At 69.9% G+C, this 18,511-nt stretch carries 17 protein-coding genes; 13 read left to right on the forward strand and 4 right to left on the reverse strand.

Features of this window, described 5'->3' with window-relative positions:
- Positions 1-54: 54 nt before the first annotated feature.
- From ACIBZJ_RS05610 to ACIBZJ_RS05655, 10 genes are all read left to right on the forward strand, one after another.
- The gene (locus tag ACIBZJ_RS05610; RefSeq protein ID WP_395925829.1) at positions 55-1,281 is read left to right on the forward strand and encodes a cytochrome P450; all 1,227 of its coding nucleotides are present in this window, start codon (positions 55-57) and stop codon (positions 1,279-1,281) included.
- A complete protein-coding gene (locus tag ACIBZJ_RS05615) occupies positions 1,278-2,762 on the forward strand; it encodes an aldehyde dehydrogenase family protein (RefSeq protein ID WP_395925831.1) in 1,485 nt (494 codons plus the stop codon). The genes ACIBZJ_RS05610 and ACIBZJ_RS05615 overlap by 4 nt, the downstream gene beginning before the upstream one ends.
- On the forward strand, positions 2,759-3,634 hold the full coding sequence (locus ACIBZJ_RS05620) for an SDR family NAD(P)-dependent oxidoreductase (RefSeq protein WP_395925833.1): 876 nt from the start codon (positions 2,759-2,761) through the stop codon (positions 3,632-3,634). Before ACIBZJ_RS05615 ends, ACIBZJ_RS05620 begins: the two co-directional genes overlap by 4 nt.
- A 72-nt stretch (positions 3,635-3,706) precedes the next feature.
- Complete coding sequence (locus ACIBZJ_RS05625; protein ID WP_395925835.1) at positions 3,707-4,099, forward strand: Zn-ribbon domain-containing OB-fold protein; 393 nt, start codon at positions 3,707-3,709, stop codon at positions 4,097-4,099.
- A gap of 11 nt (positions 4,100-4,110) precedes the next feature.
- A complete protein-coding gene (locus ACIBZJ_RS05630; protein ID WP_395925837.1) occupies positions 4,111-5,304 on the forward strand; it encodes a thiolase family protein in 1,194 nt (397 codons plus the stop codon).
- Between the two features lie 25 nt (positions 5,305-5,329).
- Positions 5,330-5,626 (forward strand): hypothetical protein, encoded by a 297-nt coding sequence (locus tag ACIBZJ_RS05635; RefSeq protein ID WP_395925839.1) that lies wholly within the window; start codon positions 5,330-5,332, stop codon positions 5,624-5,626.
- A gap of 15 nt (positions 5,627-5,641) precedes the next feature.
- Positions 5,642-7,135 (forward strand): class I adenylate-forming enzyme family protein, encoded by a 1,494-nt coding sequence (locus ACIBZJ_RS05640; protein WP_395925841.1) that lies wholly within the window; start codon positions 5,642-5,644, stop codon positions 7,133-7,135.
- Entirely contained in the window at positions 7,128-8,003 is an 876-nt protein-coding gene (locus ACIBZJ_RS05645; RefSeq protein ID WP_395925843.1) for an alpha/beta fold hydrolase, read from the forward strand. Before ACIBZJ_RS05640 ends, ACIBZJ_RS05645 begins: the two co-directional genes overlap by 8 nt.
- A gap of 32 nt (positions 8,004-8,035) precedes the next feature.
- Positions 8,036-9,160, forward strand: coding sequence for an amidohydrolase family protein (locus ACIBZJ_RS05650; RefSeq protein WP_395925845.1), 1,125 nt, complete (start codon positions 8,036-8,038; stop codon positions 9,158-9,160).
- A 123-nt stretch (positions 9,161-9,283) separates the two neighbouring features.
- The gene (locus tag ACIBZJ_RS05655) at positions 9,284-10,306 is read left to right on the forward strand and encodes an alpha/beta hydrolase (protein WP_395925847.1); all 1,023 of its coding nucleotides are present in this window, start codon (positions 9,284-9,286) and stop codon (positions 10,304-10,306) included.
- Between the two features lie 86 nt (positions 10,307-10,392).
- Here the strand turns inward: ACIBZJ_RS05655 and ACIBZJ_RS05660 are convergent, their stop codons facing one another.
- From ACIBZJ_RS05660 to ACIBZJ_RS05670, 3 genes are all read right to left on the reverse strand, one after another.
- Positions 10,393-11,466, reverse strand: coding sequence for an enoyl-CoA hydratase/isomerase family protein (locus tag ACIBZJ_RS05660; protein WP_395925849.1), 1,074 nt, complete (start codon positions 11,464-11,466; stop codon positions 10,393-10,395).
- Positions 11,467-11,588: 122 nt separating this feature from the next.
- Complete coding sequence (locus ACIBZJ_RS05665) at positions 11,589-12,965, reverse strand: amidohydrolase family protein (protein WP_395925851.1); 1,377 nt, start codon at positions 12,963-12,965, stop codon at positions 11,589-11,591.
- Positions 12,959-14,071, reverse strand: a complete 1,113-nt coding sequence (locus ACIBZJ_RS05670; protein WP_395925853.1) for a CoA transferase — start codon at positions 14,069-14,071, stop codon at positions 12,959-12,961. Before ACIBZJ_RS05670 ends, ACIBZJ_RS05665 begins: the two co-directional genes overlap by 7 nt.
- Positions 14,072-14,469: 398 nt before the next feature.
- On the opposite strand from ACIBZJ_RS05670, the gene ACIBZJ_RS05675 reads away from it, so the two are divergent.
- A complete protein-coding gene (locus tag ACIBZJ_RS05675; RefSeq protein WP_395925855.1) occupies positions 14,470-14,979 on the forward strand; it encodes a YbhB/YbcL family Raf kinase inhibitor-like protein in 510 nt (169 codons plus the stop codon).
- Between the two features lie 213 nt (positions 14,980-15,192).
- Entirely contained in the window at positions 15,193-16,545 is a 1,353-nt protein-coding gene (locus tag ACIBZJ_RS05680; protein WP_395925857.1) for a CHAT domain-containing protein, read from the forward strand.
- 59 nt (positions 16,546-16,604) lie between these two features.
- Here the strand turns inward: ACIBZJ_RS05680 and ACIBZJ_RS05685 are convergent, their stop codons facing one another.
- On the reverse strand, positions 16,605-17,555 hold the full coding sequence (locus ACIBZJ_RS05685) for an alpha/beta hydrolase (RefSeq protein ID WP_395925860.1): 951 nt from the start codon (positions 17,553-17,555) through the stop codon (positions 16,605-16,607).
- Between the two features lie 110 nt (positions 17,556-17,665).
- Here ACIBZJ_RS05685 and ACIBZJ_RS05690 point away from each other — a divergent pair, with 110 nt between their 5' ends.
- Entirely contained in the window at positions 17,666-18,136 is a 471-nt protein-coding gene (locus tag ACIBZJ_RS05690; protein WP_395925861.1) for a MarR family winged helix-turn-helix transcriptional regulator, read from the forward strand.
- The last annotated feature ends 375 nt before the right edge of the window (positions 18,137-18,511 follow it).

Here is an 18,511-nt window from a genome sequence, read left to right on the forward strand (position 1 = left end):
GTCAAAGATCTAACTCTTCCGGACTGAATTCCCTTAACGACGAGGGAGTGCGTCATGTCCACCGACAACGTTGTCAGACCACCGTTCACCTTGGCGGAGTTCCTCGACAGCTGGGACGAGGAGAGCCCGCAGCGGGCGTTCTCGGAACTCGCTCGCGGTGACCTCCGCCGACGCCCCGACGACGGAACGGAGGTTCTTGCCTCCCGTGCCGAGATCGTGGAGTTCTTACGCCATCCAGCGGTCCGCGCTACCGACGGCGTCCACTACAACATGGGCGCGCAGCGGCCGCTGATCCCGCTCGACCTCGACGGCGATCGGCACCGCTTCTATCGCCGGTTGCTCGATCCGTTGTTCTCGCCGAGGAACGTCGCCTATCTCGAGTCCCGGATCCGCACCCGGACCAGCGCGCTGATCGACGAGTTCATCGAAGCCGGCGAAGCCGAGTTGATGGAAGCGCTGTGCGGGCCCCTGCCGTCCCTCATCTTCATCGACCTGCTCGGCCTCCCGCTCGAGGACCTACCGGTGTTCCTCGACTTCAAAGAGGCGGTGGTCCGCCCGCACGGCGCCACCCTCGCCGAGCAGCGCGAGTACATGAACCGGGCCGGCCAGGTCACCTACGACTACCTGGTGTCCGAGTTGGCCCGTCGGCGGGCGAAGCCGTCGACCGACGATCTCATCGGCGGCTTCCTCACCACGACGGTCGACGGCCGGACGCTGACCGACGAGGAGATCGTCGACATCTGCTACCTGCTCGTCATCGCCGGCATCGACACCGTCACCAGTTCGCTGTCCTGCCAGCTCGCGTGGCTCGCCAAGCACCCGGCGGAACGGGCGCGCATCGTGGCCGACGAGTCGTTGCTGGGGCGCGCCGTGGAGGAGATCCAGCGCTTCGAATCCCCGGTACCCCTCGCCCACCGCTGGGTCGCCGAGGACATCACGATCAACGGCCGCGCGTTCGCGGCGGGAACCACCGTCGAAGTGCTCTGGGCCGCGGCGAACGTCGACCCCGCGAACTTCGACGACCCGCTCACCGTCGACTTCGACCGGCCGCACAACAACCACGTCGGCTTCGCGGCGGGTCCGCACCGGTGTCTCGGCACGAATCTCGCGCGGCTCGAACTGCGCGTCGCGCTGTCGGAGTTCCACCGGCGCATCCCCGACTACCGGATCGCGCCCGGAAACACGGTCGTCTGGATCAACTACGGCGTTCGCGCGGCGCTCTCGCTCCCGATCGTCTTCACCCCCGATCGTTTCGCTCCCAGAAACGGAGGCTCCCAGTGAACTTCGAGCCCGAAGGCAGACTGTTCATCGACGGTCAGTTCGTGGAGGCCGCCGGTGGTGACCGGTTCCCGGTGATCAGCCCGGCCGACGAGACCGTGGTGGGCACCGCGGCCGACGGCCGAGCCGAGGACGTCGAGGCTGCCGTCACCGCGGCCCGGCGCGCCGCGGACGAGACCGACTGGGGCACGAACCACGCCTTCCGGCAGACCGTGCTGCACCAGTTCCAGGCCGCGCTGCGGAAAGAGGCGGACACCGCCAAGCAGATCCAGGTGGCCGAGGCAGGCACCCCGATCTCGAACATGGGCTCGCACGTCGACGTCCAGGTCGACGACATGAGCTTCTTCACCGACCTGATCGGCCGGTTCGAGTGGGAGTCCGACTTCGGTGTCTACACGGGCGTGGGACTGCCCAGCGCGCGTCGCGTGCGTTACGAGCCCTACGGCGTCGTCGGTGCGATCACGCCGTGGAACGCCCCTTTCATGTCGGACATCTGGAAGATCCACCACGCGCTGTCCACCGGCAACACGGTGGTTTTGAAGACCGCACCGGACACGCCGCTCACCGGCGCCTTCATCGCCAAGGTCGCCGCCGAGCAGACCGACCTGCCGCCGGGCGTGCTCAACGTGATCAGTTCGCAGGACAAGGCCCTCGCCGGCGAGGCGCTCACCGGCGATCCGCGGGTGGACATGTTCCACTTCACCGGCTCGCACGTCGTCGGCCAGCGCATCATGCAACGCGCCGCGGTCGGTATCCGGAAAGCCTGCCTGGAGCTCGGTGGCAAGTCGGCGAACCTCATCCTCGACGACGCCGACCTCGACCTGGCCGTGCCCCTGAGCGTCGGCTGGTGCATGTCCAACAGTGGCCAGGGCTGTGCGCTGGCCACCCGGCTCGTCGTGCACGCCTCTCGCTACGACGAGGTGCTCGAGCGGCTCGCCGCCGTGGTCGGTGCCACGCCCTGGGGCGACCCGTTCGACCCGGCCAACGTCGTCGGCCCGATCGTCAACGGCTCCCAACTCGACCGGATGGAAGGCCTGGTCGACCGAGCCGTCGACGCCGGTGCGCGGGTGCTGGTGGGCGGGCGGAAGGGCACGTCGCCGACCAACGGCAAGGGCTTCTGGTTCGAACCGGCCGTCGTCGCCGACGTCGACGAGAATGCCGAGCTCGCGCAGACCGAGGTCTTCGGCCCGGTGCTCACCGTCGTGCGTTACGACGGAGGTGACGACGAGGCCGTGCGCGTGGCCAACAACTCGCGCTACGGGCTGTCATCCTACATCCAGACGACGGATCCCGAGCGCGCGTGGCGCCTGGCCAACCGGATGAAGGCCGGCACCGTCAACGTCGGAGCCTCGTTCTACCTCTCTCCCGACACGCCGTTCGGCGGCTACGGCATCAGTGGGATCGGCCGGGAGCACGGCGAGGACGGCTTCCGCGAGTACCTGCAGGCCAAGACCATCTCCACCCCGGCTCCGGTGACCGCGTGAGCCGCCTGGCCGGTAAGACCATCCTGATCACCGGCGCGGGATCGGGCTTGGGACGGGAGAGCGCGCTGCTGTTCGCCTCCGAGGGCGCACAGGTCGTCGTCACCGACGTCGTCGAGTCCCGCGTCGACCGGGTGACAACAGAGGTGCGGGGCGCCGGCGGCTCCGCGGTCGGCATCAAGACCGACGTGCGTGAACTGGCCGAGTGCCAGGCCGCCGTGCAATTCGCGCTCGACACGTACGGGCGGGTCGACGGGTTGATGGCCTCGGCCGGCGTCCCCGAGGAGGGCTTCGGAACACTGCCGTTCGAGGACATCTCCGTCGAGGGCTTCAAGAGCATGCTCGACGTCAACCTGACGGGGGTTTTCATGGCCGCGAAAGCGGTCGTGCCGACCATGAAGAAGCAGGGCAGCGGCACGATCCTGGCGGTCTCGTCGATGGCGGGTTTCGCGGCCTACCCCGGCTTCCCCGGGTACGCCGCCGCCAAGCACGGCGTCAACGGACTGGTCAAAGGCATGTCGTTGTCGCTGGGCAACCACGGGATCAGGGCCAACGCCCTGTGTCCGGCACACGGGATGAGCATCAACTTCGCGATGCCTCCCGACGCGGAGGTACTGGGCAAGAGCTACGAGGAAATGCAGCCCTGGGACAAACGGGCCACGTCCATTCCGCTGAAGCTCGACCGGCCGCCGTCGCTGAAGGACAACGCCTACGCGGCGCTGTTCCTCATCTCGGACGAGTCCGCGTACATGTCGGGGGTGTGCCTACCGGCCACCGACGGCGGCAACCTCGCGCGGATCTCGATCATCTTCCCCGGAGACCTGGGCGACAACGCCGGCGTTCTGCCGCCCCAGCTCGCAGACGAGCTGGGATAGCGGCCCCAAACGCTTCCGCGCCGCACCTCCATCGTTTATGGTGCAATCATCTACCTAAACCTGGAGGTCGGTGTGGAGCGCATCTCACTGGTGGACTACCTGGTGCTCGACGGCGAGCCTCATCTCGTCGCGCAGGAGTGCACCGGATGCGCTGCCCGGTACTTCGATCGCCGGAGCGCCTGCGCCAGTTGTGAGTCCACCACGTTCCGGCCGGTCACCGTGCCGCCGGAAGGCACCCTGCGCACCTTCACGATCGTCCAGTTCGCGGCGGAGGGCGTTCCGGTGCCGTTCGTGGCCGGCGTCGTCGACTGCGGTGGCACCAGCGTGCGCGGCAACGTCGTGAACACGCCACCCGACCCCGAGCACGTGACGCTGGGGATGCGCCTCCGTCTGACGACGGTGCCGGTCGGCACCGATGCGAACGGTGTCGAGGCGGTCGGCTACGGCTTCGAGCCGGTCAACTGAGAGGGGCCGCAGTGTCCGAGAACGTGTGGATCGTCGGGATCCAGATGACGAAGTTCGGCAAGCACAAGGACAAGGACGTGCTCGACCTCGGCGCCGAGGCCGCGCTGGGCGCGTTGGCCGACGCCGGCTTGACGATGAAGGACGTCGGCGTGATCGGTGCCGGCAACCTCATCGGGGACAGTGGGTTCGGCCAGTTGCTGCAGAAGCAGATCGGCCAGACCGGCGTTCCCGTGTACAACGTCGCCAACGCGTGCGCGACCGGAGCCACCGCTCTGCGGGTGGCCATCATGGCGATCAAAGCCGGTGAGACCGACTGCGGCCTCGCGGTCGGCGTCGAGAAGCTGGCCGGTGCCGGGCTCCTCACCGGCAACGCCGCCCAGGACGACACGGACTGGGTGCGCCGAGGCCGGTTCGGCGCCGTGGCGCCGCTGGACGGACGGGTCGGCACGGAGACGATGCCCGGCGTGTTCGCTCAGATCGGCATGGAGTACGGCCACAAGTACGGCGGTGCCGACTTCGAGCTCTTCGCCAAAATCTCGGAGAAGAACCACGCCCACTCCACGCTCAACCCCAAGGCCGCTTACCAGAAGGCGATGACCTTGGAGCAGATCATGAACGACGTCATGATCGCCTATCCGAACACCCGCCCGATGTGTTCGGCCAACTGCGACGGCGGTGCGGCTGCCGTCGTCGTCAGCGAGACCAAGCTCCGCACGCTCTCGCTGGAGCAGCAGCGCCGCGCGGTGAAGATCAGCGCGTCGGTGCTGACCAGCGATCCGTGGCAGGAGGCCTGCCAGGTCCTGCCCGACATCAACACTCTGACCAGGCAGGCCGCGACCACCGCTTACGAGCAGGCCGGCATCGGTCCCGACGACCTCGATCTGGTCGAGCTGCACGACTGTTTCGCCACCGCTGAGCTGGTGCACTACGACAACCTCCAGCTCTGCGAGCCCGGCGGAGCCGTCGACTTCTTCCGGTCCGGCGCCCCGTGGCGCGACGGCAAGACCCCGGTCAACGTCTCCGGCGGCCTGCAATCCAAGGGGCACCCCGTCTCGGCGACCGGAATCGCCAACATCTGGGAGGTCGCCACCCACCTGCGCGGGGAGGCGGGACCCCGGCAGATCGCCGACGCCAAGGTCGGCCTCGCCCACGTCATCGGCCTCGGTTCGGCCTGCGGTGTCCACATCCTCGAAAAAGCTGCCTGACCCTCCCGATCGAAAGGCCCCTCGAATGCGCGTCGGTTCGCGATGGAAGAGCACCGTCGACACGACCGAAGTCATGGTCATCCGCGGCCCGTCGGGCGACGTCGACCTGCGCTGTGGTGGCCACCCGATGGTGACCACCGCAACCAGCGGTGGCAACACGCTGGATCCCGCGTTCGCGGACGGTACGCAGGTCGGCAAGCGGTACGTCGACGAGTCGATCGGACTCGAGGTCCTCTGCAGCAAAGGCGGCCCGGGCTCTCTCGCGGTCGCCGATCGCCCGCTCGCGCTGCGCGAGGCCAAACCGCTGCCCACCTCCGACTGAGGGACGGCACACGCCATGAACATCGCGCTCCTGCTGGAGATGGCGGCCGAGGGCCTGCCCGATCGCACCGCCGTGGGCTCTCGCGGCAGCGGCACCACCTACGCCGAGTTGCTCACCCGAGCCCGGCGCGCCGCCGGATTCGTCCGCGCGGATCCGGCCGCACGCCGGCTGGCGATGCTGGACCTCAACTCCGGCACGCTGCCGGTACTGCTGTTCGGCGCGGCTCTGGCCGGCGTTCCCTTCGTCCCGCTGAACTACCGGCTCGCTGACGACCGCCTCCGCGATCTCGTCGCGCGGAACGTGCCGGCGCACCTCGTCGTGGATCCACCGGTGATCGACCGCCTCGGTGCGACCGAGGGGCTCGCCGTCATCACCCGGGCGGAGTTCGAGGAGCGGCTGATCACCCAGGTGCCGCAGGAGACACCGGCCGACGAGGACGACGAGGCCGTAGCGGTGCTGCTGTTCACGTCGGGCACGACCGGCCCACCCAAAGCGGCCGTCCTGCGCCACCGGCATCTGACCTCCTACATCCTCAACACCAGCGAGTTCGCGTCGGCCGGCGAGGACGAGGCCACGCTGGTCAGCGTCCCGCCGTACCACATCGCGGGTGTGTCAGCGGTGCTGTCGGCGGTGTACGCGGGCCGACGACTGGTCTATCTACCGGCATTCACCGAGCGCGACTGGGTGGCGCGCGCTCGCGACGAGGCGATCACGCACGCCATGGTGGTGCCCACCATGCTCGGGCGAATTCTCGAAGAGCTCGAGTCCACCGGAACGCGGCTACCGTCGCTCACCCATCTCTCCTACGGCGGCGGGCCGATGCCGACACCCGTCGTCGAGCGCGCCATGCGGTTGCTGCCGCACGTGAATCTGGTCAATGCCTACGGCCTGACCGAGACGTCCTCGACGATCGCGATCCTGACGCCGGACGACCACCGGACGGCCGCGACGTCGGACGACACCACCGTCCGCGCCCGGCTCGGCTCGGTGGGCAGGGCGACTCCGGCCGTCGAGCTGGAGGTCCGGGACCCACTCGGCTACCCGGTGGCGACCGGAGAAGTCGGCGAGGTGTGGGTCCGCGGCGAACAGGTCGCCGGGGAGTACCTCGGAAGCGACGCGTCGGACGGGTGGTTCTCCACCCGCGACAGCGGCTACCTCGACGCCGACGGCTACTTGTTCCTGGCCGGCCGGCTCGACGACGTCATCGTGCGTGGCGGGGAGAACATTTCCCCCGGCGAGATCGAGGAGGTGCTGCTCCAGCATCCCGATGTCGCCGAGGCCGCCGTCGTCGGTACCCCTGACGAGCGGTGGGGCGAGCGTGTCGTCGCCTACGTGGTGCCTACCGCGGGTGTCACCGGGAGCGAGGCCGACCTACAGCACCACGTGCGGACGCGGCTACGGTCCACCTGCACGCCCGAGGAGATCCACTTCCTCGACGAACTGCCCTACAACGAGACCGGCAAGCTGCTGCGCCGGGTCCTCCGGGCCAGAGCGAGTACTCGTGTCTGAGGAACTGGAGCTGCTCCGCGAAGCCGCCCGGGAGCTGGACGCACCGCTGCCGGTCGTCGAGCGGCTCGACTTCAGCGATGTCAGCATGTTGCGCTGGGGGCTGGGGGTACCCCGACTGGTGTTCCTGCACGGTGGCGGGCAGAACGCGCACACCTGGGATTCAGTGCTGCTCATCCTTGGACGGGCAGCGCTGGCCGTCGATCTGCCCGGCCACGGACACTCCGCTCGACGCGCCGATCACGACTACTGGCCCTGGCAGAACGCTCGGACGCTCGCGCCGGTGGTGATCGGCCACGACTCGGTGCTGCTGGTCGGCATGTCGCTCGGCGGTCTCACCGCGATCCGGCTGGCCGCCCGCCGGCCGGACCGCATCGCGGGGCTCGTAGTCGTCGACGTCACGCCCGACGTGTCCCTGCGGATGCCGACGCTGACTCCCACCCAGCGGGGCAGCACCGCGCTGGTGGACGGCGTCGGCAGCTTCGCCACCCGCGAAGAGATGGTCGAACTGGCGGTACGCGCCTCACCACGACGTCCGGCAGCAGCCGTCCGGCGTGGAGTTCTGCACAACACACGCCGACGCGACGACGGCCGCTGGGAGTGGCGCTACGACCTCGGCGGGCACCCGGCACCGGACTTCACCCCGCTCTGGGACGACGTCGGACGCCTGCGCATGCCGACGTTGCTGGTGCGCGGGGGCGAGTCGGCATTCGTCTCCGACGACGACGAAGAGACGTTCGTGCGGACCGCACCGAACGCGCGGGCGATCACGATGGCCGGAGCCGGGCATGCGGTGCAGAGCGACAAGCCCCGCGAGTTGGCCCAGATCGTCGACGAGTTCTTTCGGTCGTCTGCGCAGTCGCACGTATAGTTAGAAGATCTACCGCTCAGGAGGAGCGCACCATGGAAAAAAAGATCTGGGCGAACTCCGGCGACTCACACTTCCTCGAGCCCGGCGACCTGTTCCAGGAGATCATGCCGCCCGCCCTCGCCGAGCGCATGCCGCGATCGGTCAAGGGCGACGACGGCTGGGAAACCGTCTACATCGACGGCGAGTCGTTACGCCGCCCCCTGCCCAAGCCGATCCGGGACGGCGAATTCAAGGGCCAGACGATCGAGACCCTGTCGGTGCGCCCACCCGGTGCCGGTGACGTCGCGCAGCGGGTCAAGGACCTCGACCAGGAGGGCATCTGGGGCGAGGTGACGTTCCCGTCGCTGGGCATGTGGGCCAACTACATCAAAGATCCGGAACTGATTCGCGAGGGCACCAAGGCCCTCAACGACTGGGCGATGTCGGAGATCCAGCACAAGGCGCCGAAGCGGCTGATCGCGACCGCGACCCTTCCGCTCCTCGATGTCCAGGACACCGTCGCCGAGGTGCACCGCGTGGCGGCCAACGGCTATTACGCCGTGTTCATCCCGACCGTGCCGCCGCCGGGCCGACCGACCTGGAACAGCGAAGAATGGGATCCGGTCTGGCGGGCGATCGAAGAGACCGGGCTGATCCTGTCCATCCACATCGGTACCGACGGCGAAACCGTCATGTACCGCGGCCCGGGTGGGGCGGTGCTCAACTTCAACGAGACCACGTACGGAGGGCAGCGGGCGACCGCACAGCTCATCGCCGGCGGGGCGCTCGATCGGTACCCGAACCTCAGGATCCTGGTCTCCGAGGGCGGCGCCGCCTGGGCACCCTTCCTGGGCGACCGCATGAACGAGGCCTACCGGCAGCACTCGATGTTCGTGCGCCCGGTCCTGTCGATGCCTCCGAAGGAGTTCATCTACCGGCAGGTCTACGTCTCGTTCCAGCACGACGAGACCGCGGTGCAGACCGTGCTGGGCATGAACTACCGGAACGTCATGTTCGGTAGCGACTACCCCCACCTCGAAGGCACCTACGGCCACACCCAGAAGACTCTCCACGAACTGTTCGAGGGCGTGGACCCGGCGGTGCGCCACCGAATCACCGTGGGCGCGTTCCTGGATCTGTTTCCGCACATCGGCGAGCCCCCCGGCAACGCTGCCTGACCGAAGGAGTCCCCGCGCCGATGCTCTCGGCGAGAGGGACGGGTTCAATCGGCTGCGTGCTGAGTCCGTGCGGGCTCAGCAGGCGGCCGAGCCGTCAGTCCGCACGCGACCCGAGGGGCAACGATGCGCTCTTTCGATCTGAAAATCGATGTGACGGGCCGGACCGATCTACCGGGTAACCTGCAGACGGCGGTCACCGTGCACGTGCCGGACTCCGTGGACGGCTCGGTGCCGGTAATCGTCGGTTTTCCTGGCGGCGGATTCGGCCGGCGCTACTACGACGTGCGCACTCTGCCCGGCTACAGCCAGGCCGAGTACCACACTGGCGACGACTTCGTGTTCGTGGCCTGCGACCATCTGCACGTCGGCGACAGCGACCATCCGGACACCTTCTCGCTGACGTACGAGAACATGGCGGCCGCGAACCATGCGACGACGGAGTCGGTCGTCGCGGGCCTCCGGGCCGGCAGCCTGGCCGACGATCTCCCGGCCATCGAGGTGGCGTCCGTTGTCGGTATCGGCCAGTCGATGGGCGGTTGCTTGCTCACGGTGCAGCAGGCCAACCACCGGTCGTTCGACGGCGTCGCGATGCTCGGGTGGAGCGGTGTCTACACGAATTTCCCCGCGCCCGACGGGTCCCGTCTGACTTATCCGATGCCGCTCCGGGGCACAGACGTACGTCCGATCGCGGACCAGGTGCTCGGTGTCGTAGCACCCGACGACTCGCACTACCGATTCTGTTTCCATTGGCCCGACGAGGCGGTGGAACTCATGGAGGCCGACCTTGCCTCCTACCGTCCTTACACGGGCGTCGTACGGGGGGATGCCGCCACTCCGTGGGGAAGCGCAACGGTCCCTGCCTGCGCGATAACAATGATGACGCCAGGCGCGGTGGCGTCGGAGGCAGCGGCCATCAACGTACCCGTGCTCGTCGCCAGCGGCGAGCGGGACACCGTCCCCGATCCGTGGGTGGAGCCCGGCGCCTACCGGAGTAGTCGACATGTCAGTCTCGCCGTCGTGCCGCGAATGGCACACATGCACAACTTCGCTCAGACACGCACCCAGCTCTGGGACATCATCGGCAAATTCGCGCGGAACGTCCCCGTGTCTGCGCACGGCTTAGCCGCGGCCGAACTCCCGGACTGAGGCCGAACACCTCGTACGTCCGCAGGGCGGCCCGGAAATGCGATCTGCTCTCGACCGCCCGATGCCGGCGACGGCGACCCGGGTCGTCAGGTGGGCGGGGTGTCCTCCACCGCATCCACCAGACCCCACTCCAGCGCGAGCAACGCGTCGACGCGGCGACCGGACAAGCCGATCCACGCCGTGCGCTGCCGCCCGATCCTCCGCGGGAGGCTGACCGTCCCGCCTGCGCCGGGTATCAAGCCGAGCCCCACCTCCGGCAACCCCGTCGACGCGTCCGGCGCCGCGACGACCCGCCCGGCGAACGCCGGGAGCTCGATGCCCCCACCGAGACACGCGCCGTGCAGGTACGCGGTGGTGCGGGCCGCTACGGAGTGCAGGAGACGAGCGGGGCTGCGGGTGAGGCGGATCAGATGGCCCAGTGCCGGGTCCGGGCGGCTGCCGAATTCGTCGAGGTCACCGCCCGCGCAGAAGTCAGGTCCGTCACCGCGCAGCTCGACGGTGAGATCCGGGTCGGCGACGGCAACAGAGAACGCGTCGGCCAGCGCGTCGCGCATCGCCGCGTCGATGGCGTTCCGGCGCCGAGGCCGGGCCAGCGTCACGCGCAGAACGTCGCCCACGCGCTCGACGTGCACTCGCTGGGGATCTGCGTCGGCCGGCTTGGCCGGCCGGCGGCTACGCCACCGGGTGAACTCGGAGCCGGACTGCAGCGCCGAGTAGGCCGCCGACTCGGCGGCCAGCCCGACCGGAACGTCCGGTCCTTCGGCTCCGCGCAGGAGCAGGGCGAGCGACGCGGCAGCGATCGGTGCCGCGTCGGCCACCGCGGTCAGCGCCGCCAGCCCACCGGCGATCCCGTCGTCCGGAGTGACGTAAGGGCGCGGAGCATCCGGGTCCTCGGTGAGCAGGACGTCGCCCAGGAGCAACGGCACGTGACCGGACCCGGTGAACACCGCGGGATCGGGCACCGAGAGCACCACCGCGCAGGGAAGCGCCCGCAGATCCACCGCGGACCGGCTCGGGTCGACGATCGCGGCCAGCCCGGCAGCGGACGCGCCATCGGCAACTTCGACCGCCAGCAGCGGCTCCCCGAGTGCGGCGGAGAACGTCTCCGTGGCCTTCGGATCCCCGAGCGCGTCGAGCAACTCGCGTACACTGAGGATCACCGCAGTGCCCTCCGACTGCCTCTGAGCGCTTCCCCTCGGGCCGGGGCGGTCGCACGGATCGTCATGCCGGGTGTGTCCTCCTGTGCGTGTCGAAACGGGGATCTCAGTAAACGCTGCGCCTCCTAGCCGAACGTCGCCCGCACGTGCGTCGACGAGGGATCGCGCAGCACCACCTCGAGCGGGACGTGGAGCAGACACACGTCCGACGGCTGGCCCGGCGCGATCCTCCGGCGGCCGCCCGCGCGATCGGGGTCCTCGAGGAACAGTCGGAGCGCCTCGGCCGGGTAGATCCGCTCGTGCGGGCCGAGGACCTCACCATCCGGTGTCCGGCGGGTCACCGCAGCGGCGATAGCCACCCAGGGGTCGGCCGGCCCGAAGGGCGCGTCGGTCGCGGCAGCGACGGTCACCCCGGCGTCGAGCAGCGACCGGACCGGGTACAGCCAGTCCCGTTCCGGCGCCGGCACGTCCCGGCGGTACACGTCGCCGCGGTCCGCGAGAAAACCCGGGTTCGTCACGACCGCGATCCCCTGCCGGGCCAGCCGCACCGCCGATCCGGGAGGCACGACCCCGGCGTGCTCCACCCGGTCGCCAGGAAGGCCACCGGCGTCCTCGATCGCGGCCAGCAGCGTCACCAGTTGCTCGACGGTCACGCAGTGCACCGCCACCGGGAACCCGGCTCGATGACTGCCCCGGATGGTCTCGGCCAGTTCGCCCGCCTCGGGCAGTGTCGTATCGTTCAGAACGATCTTGTGCGGGCCGACGCCCGGGCCGGTGATTCCCGGCGGGGACATGAGCGTGAGGTGCTGTGGAATGGCCAGGGCGGCCAGCGCATCGGTCTCGGATTGATCACGTCCGGGCGTCGCGTCGGTGAACCGCGTGACGCCACGCGCGGCGGCCTCGCCGGTCAGCGCGGACAGCGCGGCCGGGAACGGATCGGGCTCCGCGCGGCGAATGCGGTCCCGAAGCCAGTCGTCGAGCCGGTACAGGCGCCCGGTCGGCGCCCTGGAGGCGTCGCGCTCGATCCCGGCCGGCCCGGCGTTCTCAGCACCAACTACGCGTAGCGCCGCGCTGTTGAGCACCCACATCGCGCCGGTGCGGTGCTGCACTCGTGCCGGCCGGGCGCCGGTGAGCGCGTCGAGCCGGTAGCGGTCCAGCGCGCCACCGGTGCTCTCGTGCCAGCCGACGCCGCGCAGCCACGCACCGCTCGGCGCGGACACCGCCCCATCCCGCACGCGGCGGTCGAACTCGCCCGGATCGCGAACGGAGCCCAGCGGCACCGACCACCGCGTCGCGGCCCACGCCCGCAGATGCACGTGGTGATCGTGCAACCCGGGGATCAGCGCACCACCGTCCGCCGTGACGACGTCCTCACCCACCTGCGCCGCCAGCCCTCGCCCCACCGCGACGATCCGCCCCGCCCCGGTGCGGCCACCCTCGCCGGGATCGATGCGGACGTCCACCCCGGCGACGCCGTCGACCTCGGCGCCCTGAATCAGCACGACGCATCCTCGTGACGCAACCCGCCCGCCTCGTCCCGCACGTGGGCGTACCACGGCCCGTCGCCGGGCGCCGCTACCCAGCCGGCGACCCCCGCCATCGCGACGTCCACCAACTGACCGCCACCCGCCCGCCACGACGCCAGCCCCGCGGCCGCTGCGAGCAGACCCGTCAGCGGGTCGGCGATCGCATCGCCGCAGAACACCGGCGTGCCGTCGGGCGCGGACGCCACCAGTCCACCGGCCACCGCCGCATCGTCGCCGAAGGCGACCCGCTGCCCGGGATCAGCCCGGCCGTAGCCGGTGATCGAAATCCAGATCCGCCCGGAACAGGCCGCCAGCCACTCCTCGGCACGCAGCCCGAGCCGCGCCAGCGCTCGCGGCCTGCTGCTCTCGATCACCACGTCGGCCTCGGCCGCCAGCGCGGCCAGCGCCGCCCGCCCCTCGGCGGTCGCGAAATCGACGACCACGCCGGCGTGCCCAGCGTGCAACTCTTCGTAGAACGCGGCCGGACCGAACCGCGCACCGTCCGGACGCCGGACGTCCTCCACCTTCACGACCTGCGCACCGGCCCGGCCCAACAGGTGAGCGCAGAGCGGCCCCGCCCACATGGCCGACAGATCCAGGACCAGCGGAGCATCCGGCATCCGGCTCGCCTCGCCGAGAACGTGCCTCCGCAGCGGCGGCAGCTCGCGTTCGCTGCCCGCTACCGCCGCCGGAATCCCGAGCAGTTGTGCACGGCCGACGAGAGCCTCCGCCGGACGGTCCGCGGCCGCGGCCGTCAGCACGGCCCACGGATCCGATCCGACCTCCGCCTCGAGTAGCGCGGGAAGGAGTTCGACGTCGGCGGGGCGGGACAGGTTCACTGCGACCCACCCGTCGGCGGCCCGCAGCAGCCGACACGTGCCGTTCACGGAAATGCGCCCGCGACGCCGCCAGCCGTGCAGCATCGCCCGGTCCGCCAGCACGCCCGCCGGATCGACGTCCAATCCCGGAAGACAAGCGAGCAGCGCGCCGATCCGGCCCGCGGCGGGCTCGGCAGGCGCCGTCGGCGGCCCGTCCGGCAGGCCGGTCAAGTCGGCCAGCCCCCAGCGGAACCAGCTCTCCACTGCACACGCGGGAGTCGTCGCTTCTACGGGATGCGCCGCTTCTCGCCGCAGCCCCGCAGGCGCAACGGTCGTCTGCGGCCGGCACCGTGCAGTGAACACCGTCCGACGATAGCGGCGTACGGCCGGCAGTCCGACCACCGCGTCGAGGTTTTCCCTGGTGCGAGCCGTCCTCAGGCTGGGTCGGGGTCAGGGTGATGGCGCGGTGCAGGCCCACGACGTTTCCCGGTCCCGGGCGTTGCCGAAGGCCTCGAAGGCTCGCCAGCAGAGGTTGGTGCGTGGCGAACGGTAGACCGCTATCCGCAAGCGCCGACCGACCCGGACCCCGGCGTAGATCGGCCCGGACCCACGTCGTCGAGCGTGCTGACGAGTGCCAAGATGGAGCCGTGATCCGTCGGGCTGTGTTGCTGGCCGCCGTCGTAGGGCTGCTCGCCGGTTGTGATGCCCCGCCATCCTCCGCACCGACGTCGGTCCCGACCGGTCTGGTCGTCGCCACCGACACGTTTGGCGACGGCGAGACGATCCCGCCGAACTTCACCTGCAAGGCCGCGGGTTATCGACCCACGGTGAGCTGGACGCCGACCCCGGCAAAGGCGTTCGCCCTGGTCGTCGACGATCCTGATGCGCCGAAGGGCGACTTCTACCACTGGATCGTCACCGACCTCCCCGCCGGCACGAACAAGCTCGGCGCTACGGTGCCCGCCAGCGCGCACCAGGCGAAGAACTCCGGTGGCACCGTCGGGTGGACCCCGCCCTGTCCGCCGTCGGGCACTCACCACTATCGGTTCACCGTTTACGCCCTGAGCGCCCCCACTGGCGTGGCGGCTGGAGCCTCGCCGGAGAAGGCCGTCGATGCGATCAAGGCGAAGGCGACCGAACAGGGAGAAATCACCGGCCTGGTTTCCCACTGACTGCGTGACATCGGACCGGGAGCCGGGCCGGTACGGCTCTCGCGAGCGGTGGGGACCTCCGGGGCCGTCACCGCGAGCCCGACGACTGGAACAACCAGGGAAGCCCGGCTCTTCACCGAGTACCGGCGCACCGGAGACGCCGCACTCCTCTCCGACAGCATCCGATGCCTCCGCCGAGCGCTGGACCTCTCGACGGACGAGCACCGGAACGCGATGCCTACCTTTCGAACCTCGGAGGCGCGCTCGTCGAGCGGTTCCGCCTCTCCTCCGACCCGTCCGACGTCGGCCTCGCGATCGACCTGCTCAGCCGGGCCGTCGCGCGGGTGCCGGCGGGCCACCGCAACCTCGGCGGGTACCGATCCAACCTCGCCGCGGCGCATCAGGCCCGGCGTCGCCCACCAACACGACGAACTGCTGAATCGGATCCGCCAGGTACCCGGGTTCGAGCACTTTCTCCGGCCTGCCCCCTTCGACGTACTGCGCCGGGCCGCGCAGGGCGGGACGATCGTCCTCCTCAACGTCAGCGACGAAGGCTGCCACGCTCTGGCCGTCACGACCGACCGCGCCACCGCGATCCCGCTGCCGATCGACGTGGGAACCGTTGCCGCACAGACCTTCGTGTACCTGAACGCTCTCGAAGAACTCGAAGCCGCCCCGGCCGGGACGCCAGACGGGGATGCCGCCGAGGCCCACCTCGACCAGACCCTGGCCTGGCTCTGGGACGCGGTCGCCGGCCCGGTCCTGGACGCGCTCGGCCACACCGACACACCCGCCGACGGCCGTCCGTGGCCCCGGGTCTGGTGGTGCCCCACCAGCGGGCTCACGATGCTGCCGATCCACGCGGCCGGATATCACGGCGCCGCCGACGGACGCGCGGTCATCGACCGGGTCGTCTCGTCCCACACCCCGACGCTCGGCGCGCTCCTCCGCGCGCGCCGGCCCAGCACCACACCGGCGGCCGGCGCGCGATCCGTCCTCGCGATCGGCCTGCCCCGGACTCCCGAGCCGCCCGGGCTGCCCGACCTGCCCGGCGTGGACGCGGAACTGGCCATCATCAGGCGACACGTCCGGCGCCCGGCTCCCCGCGTACTCGTCGGACCGGCGGCCACCACCGCGGCCGTCCTCGATCTCCTGCCGGCGCATCCGTGGATCCACCTGGCCTGCCACGGCTCCCAGAACCTGACCGAGCCGTCGGAGAACGCCGTCTACCTCTACGACGGCCCGCTGAGCGTCCCGCAGATCGCCCGGCTACGACTCGACGACGCACAGATCGCCGTGCTGTCGGCCTGTCAGACCGCCACCGGCGGACGGTTGCTGGAAGAAGCCCTCCACCTCGCGGCCGGCTTCCAACTCGCCGGCTACCGCCACGTCATCGCTGCTCAGTGGACCATCAACGATGCCATCACCCCGCGGCTGACCGACCTGCTCTACCGCGCGCTGGCGGAGGACGGCACTCCGGACCCGGCCCAGGCGGCAACGGCCCTCCACCATGCCCTGCGCTCGCTCCGGGCCCGGCGCCCCGGCCGGCCGGTCCTCTGGATGCCCTACCTTCACATCGGGCCCTAGCTACTGCTCCCACCCCGGGACCCGGGACGAGGCTGCGTCCGCCCTGGTTACCGCGATCCTCACGACTCGACCGTCAGGCGAGGCGCCTGGCCGACCGGCGCCGCCGGCCCGGTACCGACAAGGTGATCGCGGATGAATCGGGCGGCCCGGTCGAGCGCCGCGGCCCCTTCCTCGAGCAGGCCAGAAAACGCCTGGAAGACGTGCGGCACGTCGGGGACGACGTCCAGGATCACCGGCACGTCGTCGGCCGCGGCCCGGACGGCCAGACGGGTGGCGTCGTCCAGCAGGACCTCGTTCGATCCGGCTTGGACGAGGAGCGGGGGCAGGCCGGTCAGATCGGCGAAGACGGGGCTGACCTTCGGGTCGGCCGGATCGATGTCGGTGCCGCTCAGATAGTCGGCGACCCTGGTGCGAATGGCCGCCGCGGTGATGTTCGGGTCAGCGGTCGCTTTGGTACGGAAACTGGCCCCGCTCACCGTCAGATCGGTCATCGGAGAGAACAGCACGGCTGCGGCCGGCTGCGCGAGCGCCGCCGACCGAATGGCCAGCAGGAGCTCGACGGCAAGGTTCCCGCCGGCCGACTCACCGGTCACGACGATGTTCGCCGCGCTTCCTTCACGCTCGAGCAGGGCCCGGTAAGCGCTGACCGCGTCCTCGACGGCGGCAGGATAGGGGTTCTCCGGAGCCAGGCGGTAGTCGACCGTGACGACACTCAGTCCGGCCAGACGGGCCAGGCTCGTGGCCAGGCCGACCGACCCGGTGGCCGAGCCGAGAGAGAACCCGCCGCCGTGCAGGTGAAAAAGCACTCCGGAGGCGTCCACGCCGGCCACGTCCGCAAACACGACGGGCACGCCGCCGAGTTCGCCGGTGGAGGTCCGGACGTCGTCCGGCAAGGGATGGGCGGTCAGCATGTGCTCCAGCAACGATCGCTGGATCGCGACCTCGCCGCCGAGATCGAAGTCTGCGTCCCGGAGGAGTTGATGGATCGCGGTGCGCTGCTCGCTGCTCATGATCATTCCTGTCTGCAGGTGGTGGATGCGACGCATTGCGGCGCCAGCAACCTACGATAGCGCTAACTAGCTTAGCCCTAAGCTAGTTGTGACTAAGCTAATGTCGAGCCATGGACGATGCCGGCCTGCGGAAGGTTTTCGATGATCTGGTGCGGTTCGAGACCGTGCTGTGGAACAGCGTCGATGCCCGGTTGCGACGCGAGCACGACGTCACGCTCGGCGGTCTGAACGTTCTGATGGTGGTCGAGGCGACAGCACTGTGCCGGGTGTACGACATCGCGGAAGCGCTGGCCATCACGGTCGGCGGCGTCAGTCAGGCTGTCGACCGGCTCGAGAAGCCCGGCCTGCTCTCCCGCAGGCCGAATCCGGAGGACCGCCGCTCATCCCTCGTCGAACTGACACCGACCGGCCTGAGCCTTCTCGAGGCGGCACGAGCCACGTTGGACGACGAACTCGATCGGCAACTGCGAGCACCGTTGTCGGCGAGCGCCCTCACCCACCTCGCCGGGGCTCTGGACACAGTGCGCCGCGCTGCTACACCGGGCCGCGAAGGGCCCGGACCGGGGACTCGGGAAAGCTAGCCCCCAACGAGTCGGCCGACGCCACGACGGCGCGTACGACGTGAAGACCTGGAAGGCGGAGATCCACACCGCCCGGATCCGGGCGAAGATCACCGCTGGAAGTCCGAGCCTGTCACGGCCACTGTGGGCCACCTCCGGTCGTTGAGCCAGACCTGAGGCGGCCCCCGACCGTCCTTTACCGGCACCCGGACTTCGCCACTGAATCCCCCGTGCCGGACGGCCACTACCCATTCTTCATTGCTCTGGCCGATCACTGTCGTGATCGGAGGCTGCGAGTCGTGCCGGCTGGGCGGGAAGAGCGCTTCGTGTGGCGTCGGGCTTGCTGCTCCGCCCGGTGGCGAAGACCCGCGCCCGGGCCGGGAGCTTCCCCGTCGA

Origin of the sequence: Cryptosporangium sp. NPDC051539, assembly GCF_044454545.1 — a bacterium.
GTDB lineage: Bacteria > Actinomycetota > Actinomycetes > Mycobacteriales > Cryptosporangiaceae > Cryptosporangium.

What these genes read in the sequence shown, in the direction of transcription:
- ACIBZJ_RS05650 (WP_395925845.1), top strand. Translation starts at nt 8,036, where the DNA reads ATGGAAAAAAAGATCTGGGCGAACTCCGGCGACTCACACTTCCTCGAG.
- ACIBZJ_RS05690 (WP_395925861.1), top strand. Translation starts at nt 17,666, where the DNA reads ATGGACGATGCCGGCCTGCGGAAGGTTTTCGATGATCTGGTGCGGTTC.
- ACIBZJ_RS05680 (WP_395925857.1), top strand. Translation starts at nt 15,193, where the DNA reads ATGCCTACCTTTCGAACCTCGGAGGCGCGCTCGTCGAGCGGTTCCGCC.
- ACIBZJ_RS05635 (WP_395925839.1), top strand. Translation starts at nt 5,330, where the DNA reads ATGCGCGTCGGTTCGCGATGGAAGAGCACCGTCGACACGACCGAAGTC.
- ACIBZJ_RS05640 (WP_395925841.1), top strand. Translation starts at nt 5,642, where the DNA reads ATGAACATCGCGCTCCTGCTGGAGATGGCGGCCGAGGGCCTGCCCGAT.
- ACIBZJ_RS05655 (WP_395925847.1), top strand. Translation starts at nt 9,284, where the DNA reads ATGCGCTCTTTCGATCTGAAAATCGATGTGACGGGCCGGACCGATCTA.
- ACIBZJ_RS05610 (WP_395925829.1), top strand. Translation starts at nt 55, where the DNA reads ATGTCCACCGACAACGTTGTCAGACCACCGTTCACCTTGGCGGAGTTC.
- ACIBZJ_RS05685 (WP_395925860.1), bottom strand. Translation starts at nt 17,555, where the DNA reads ATGAGCAGCGAGCAGCGCACCGCGATCCATCAACTCCTCCGGGACGCA.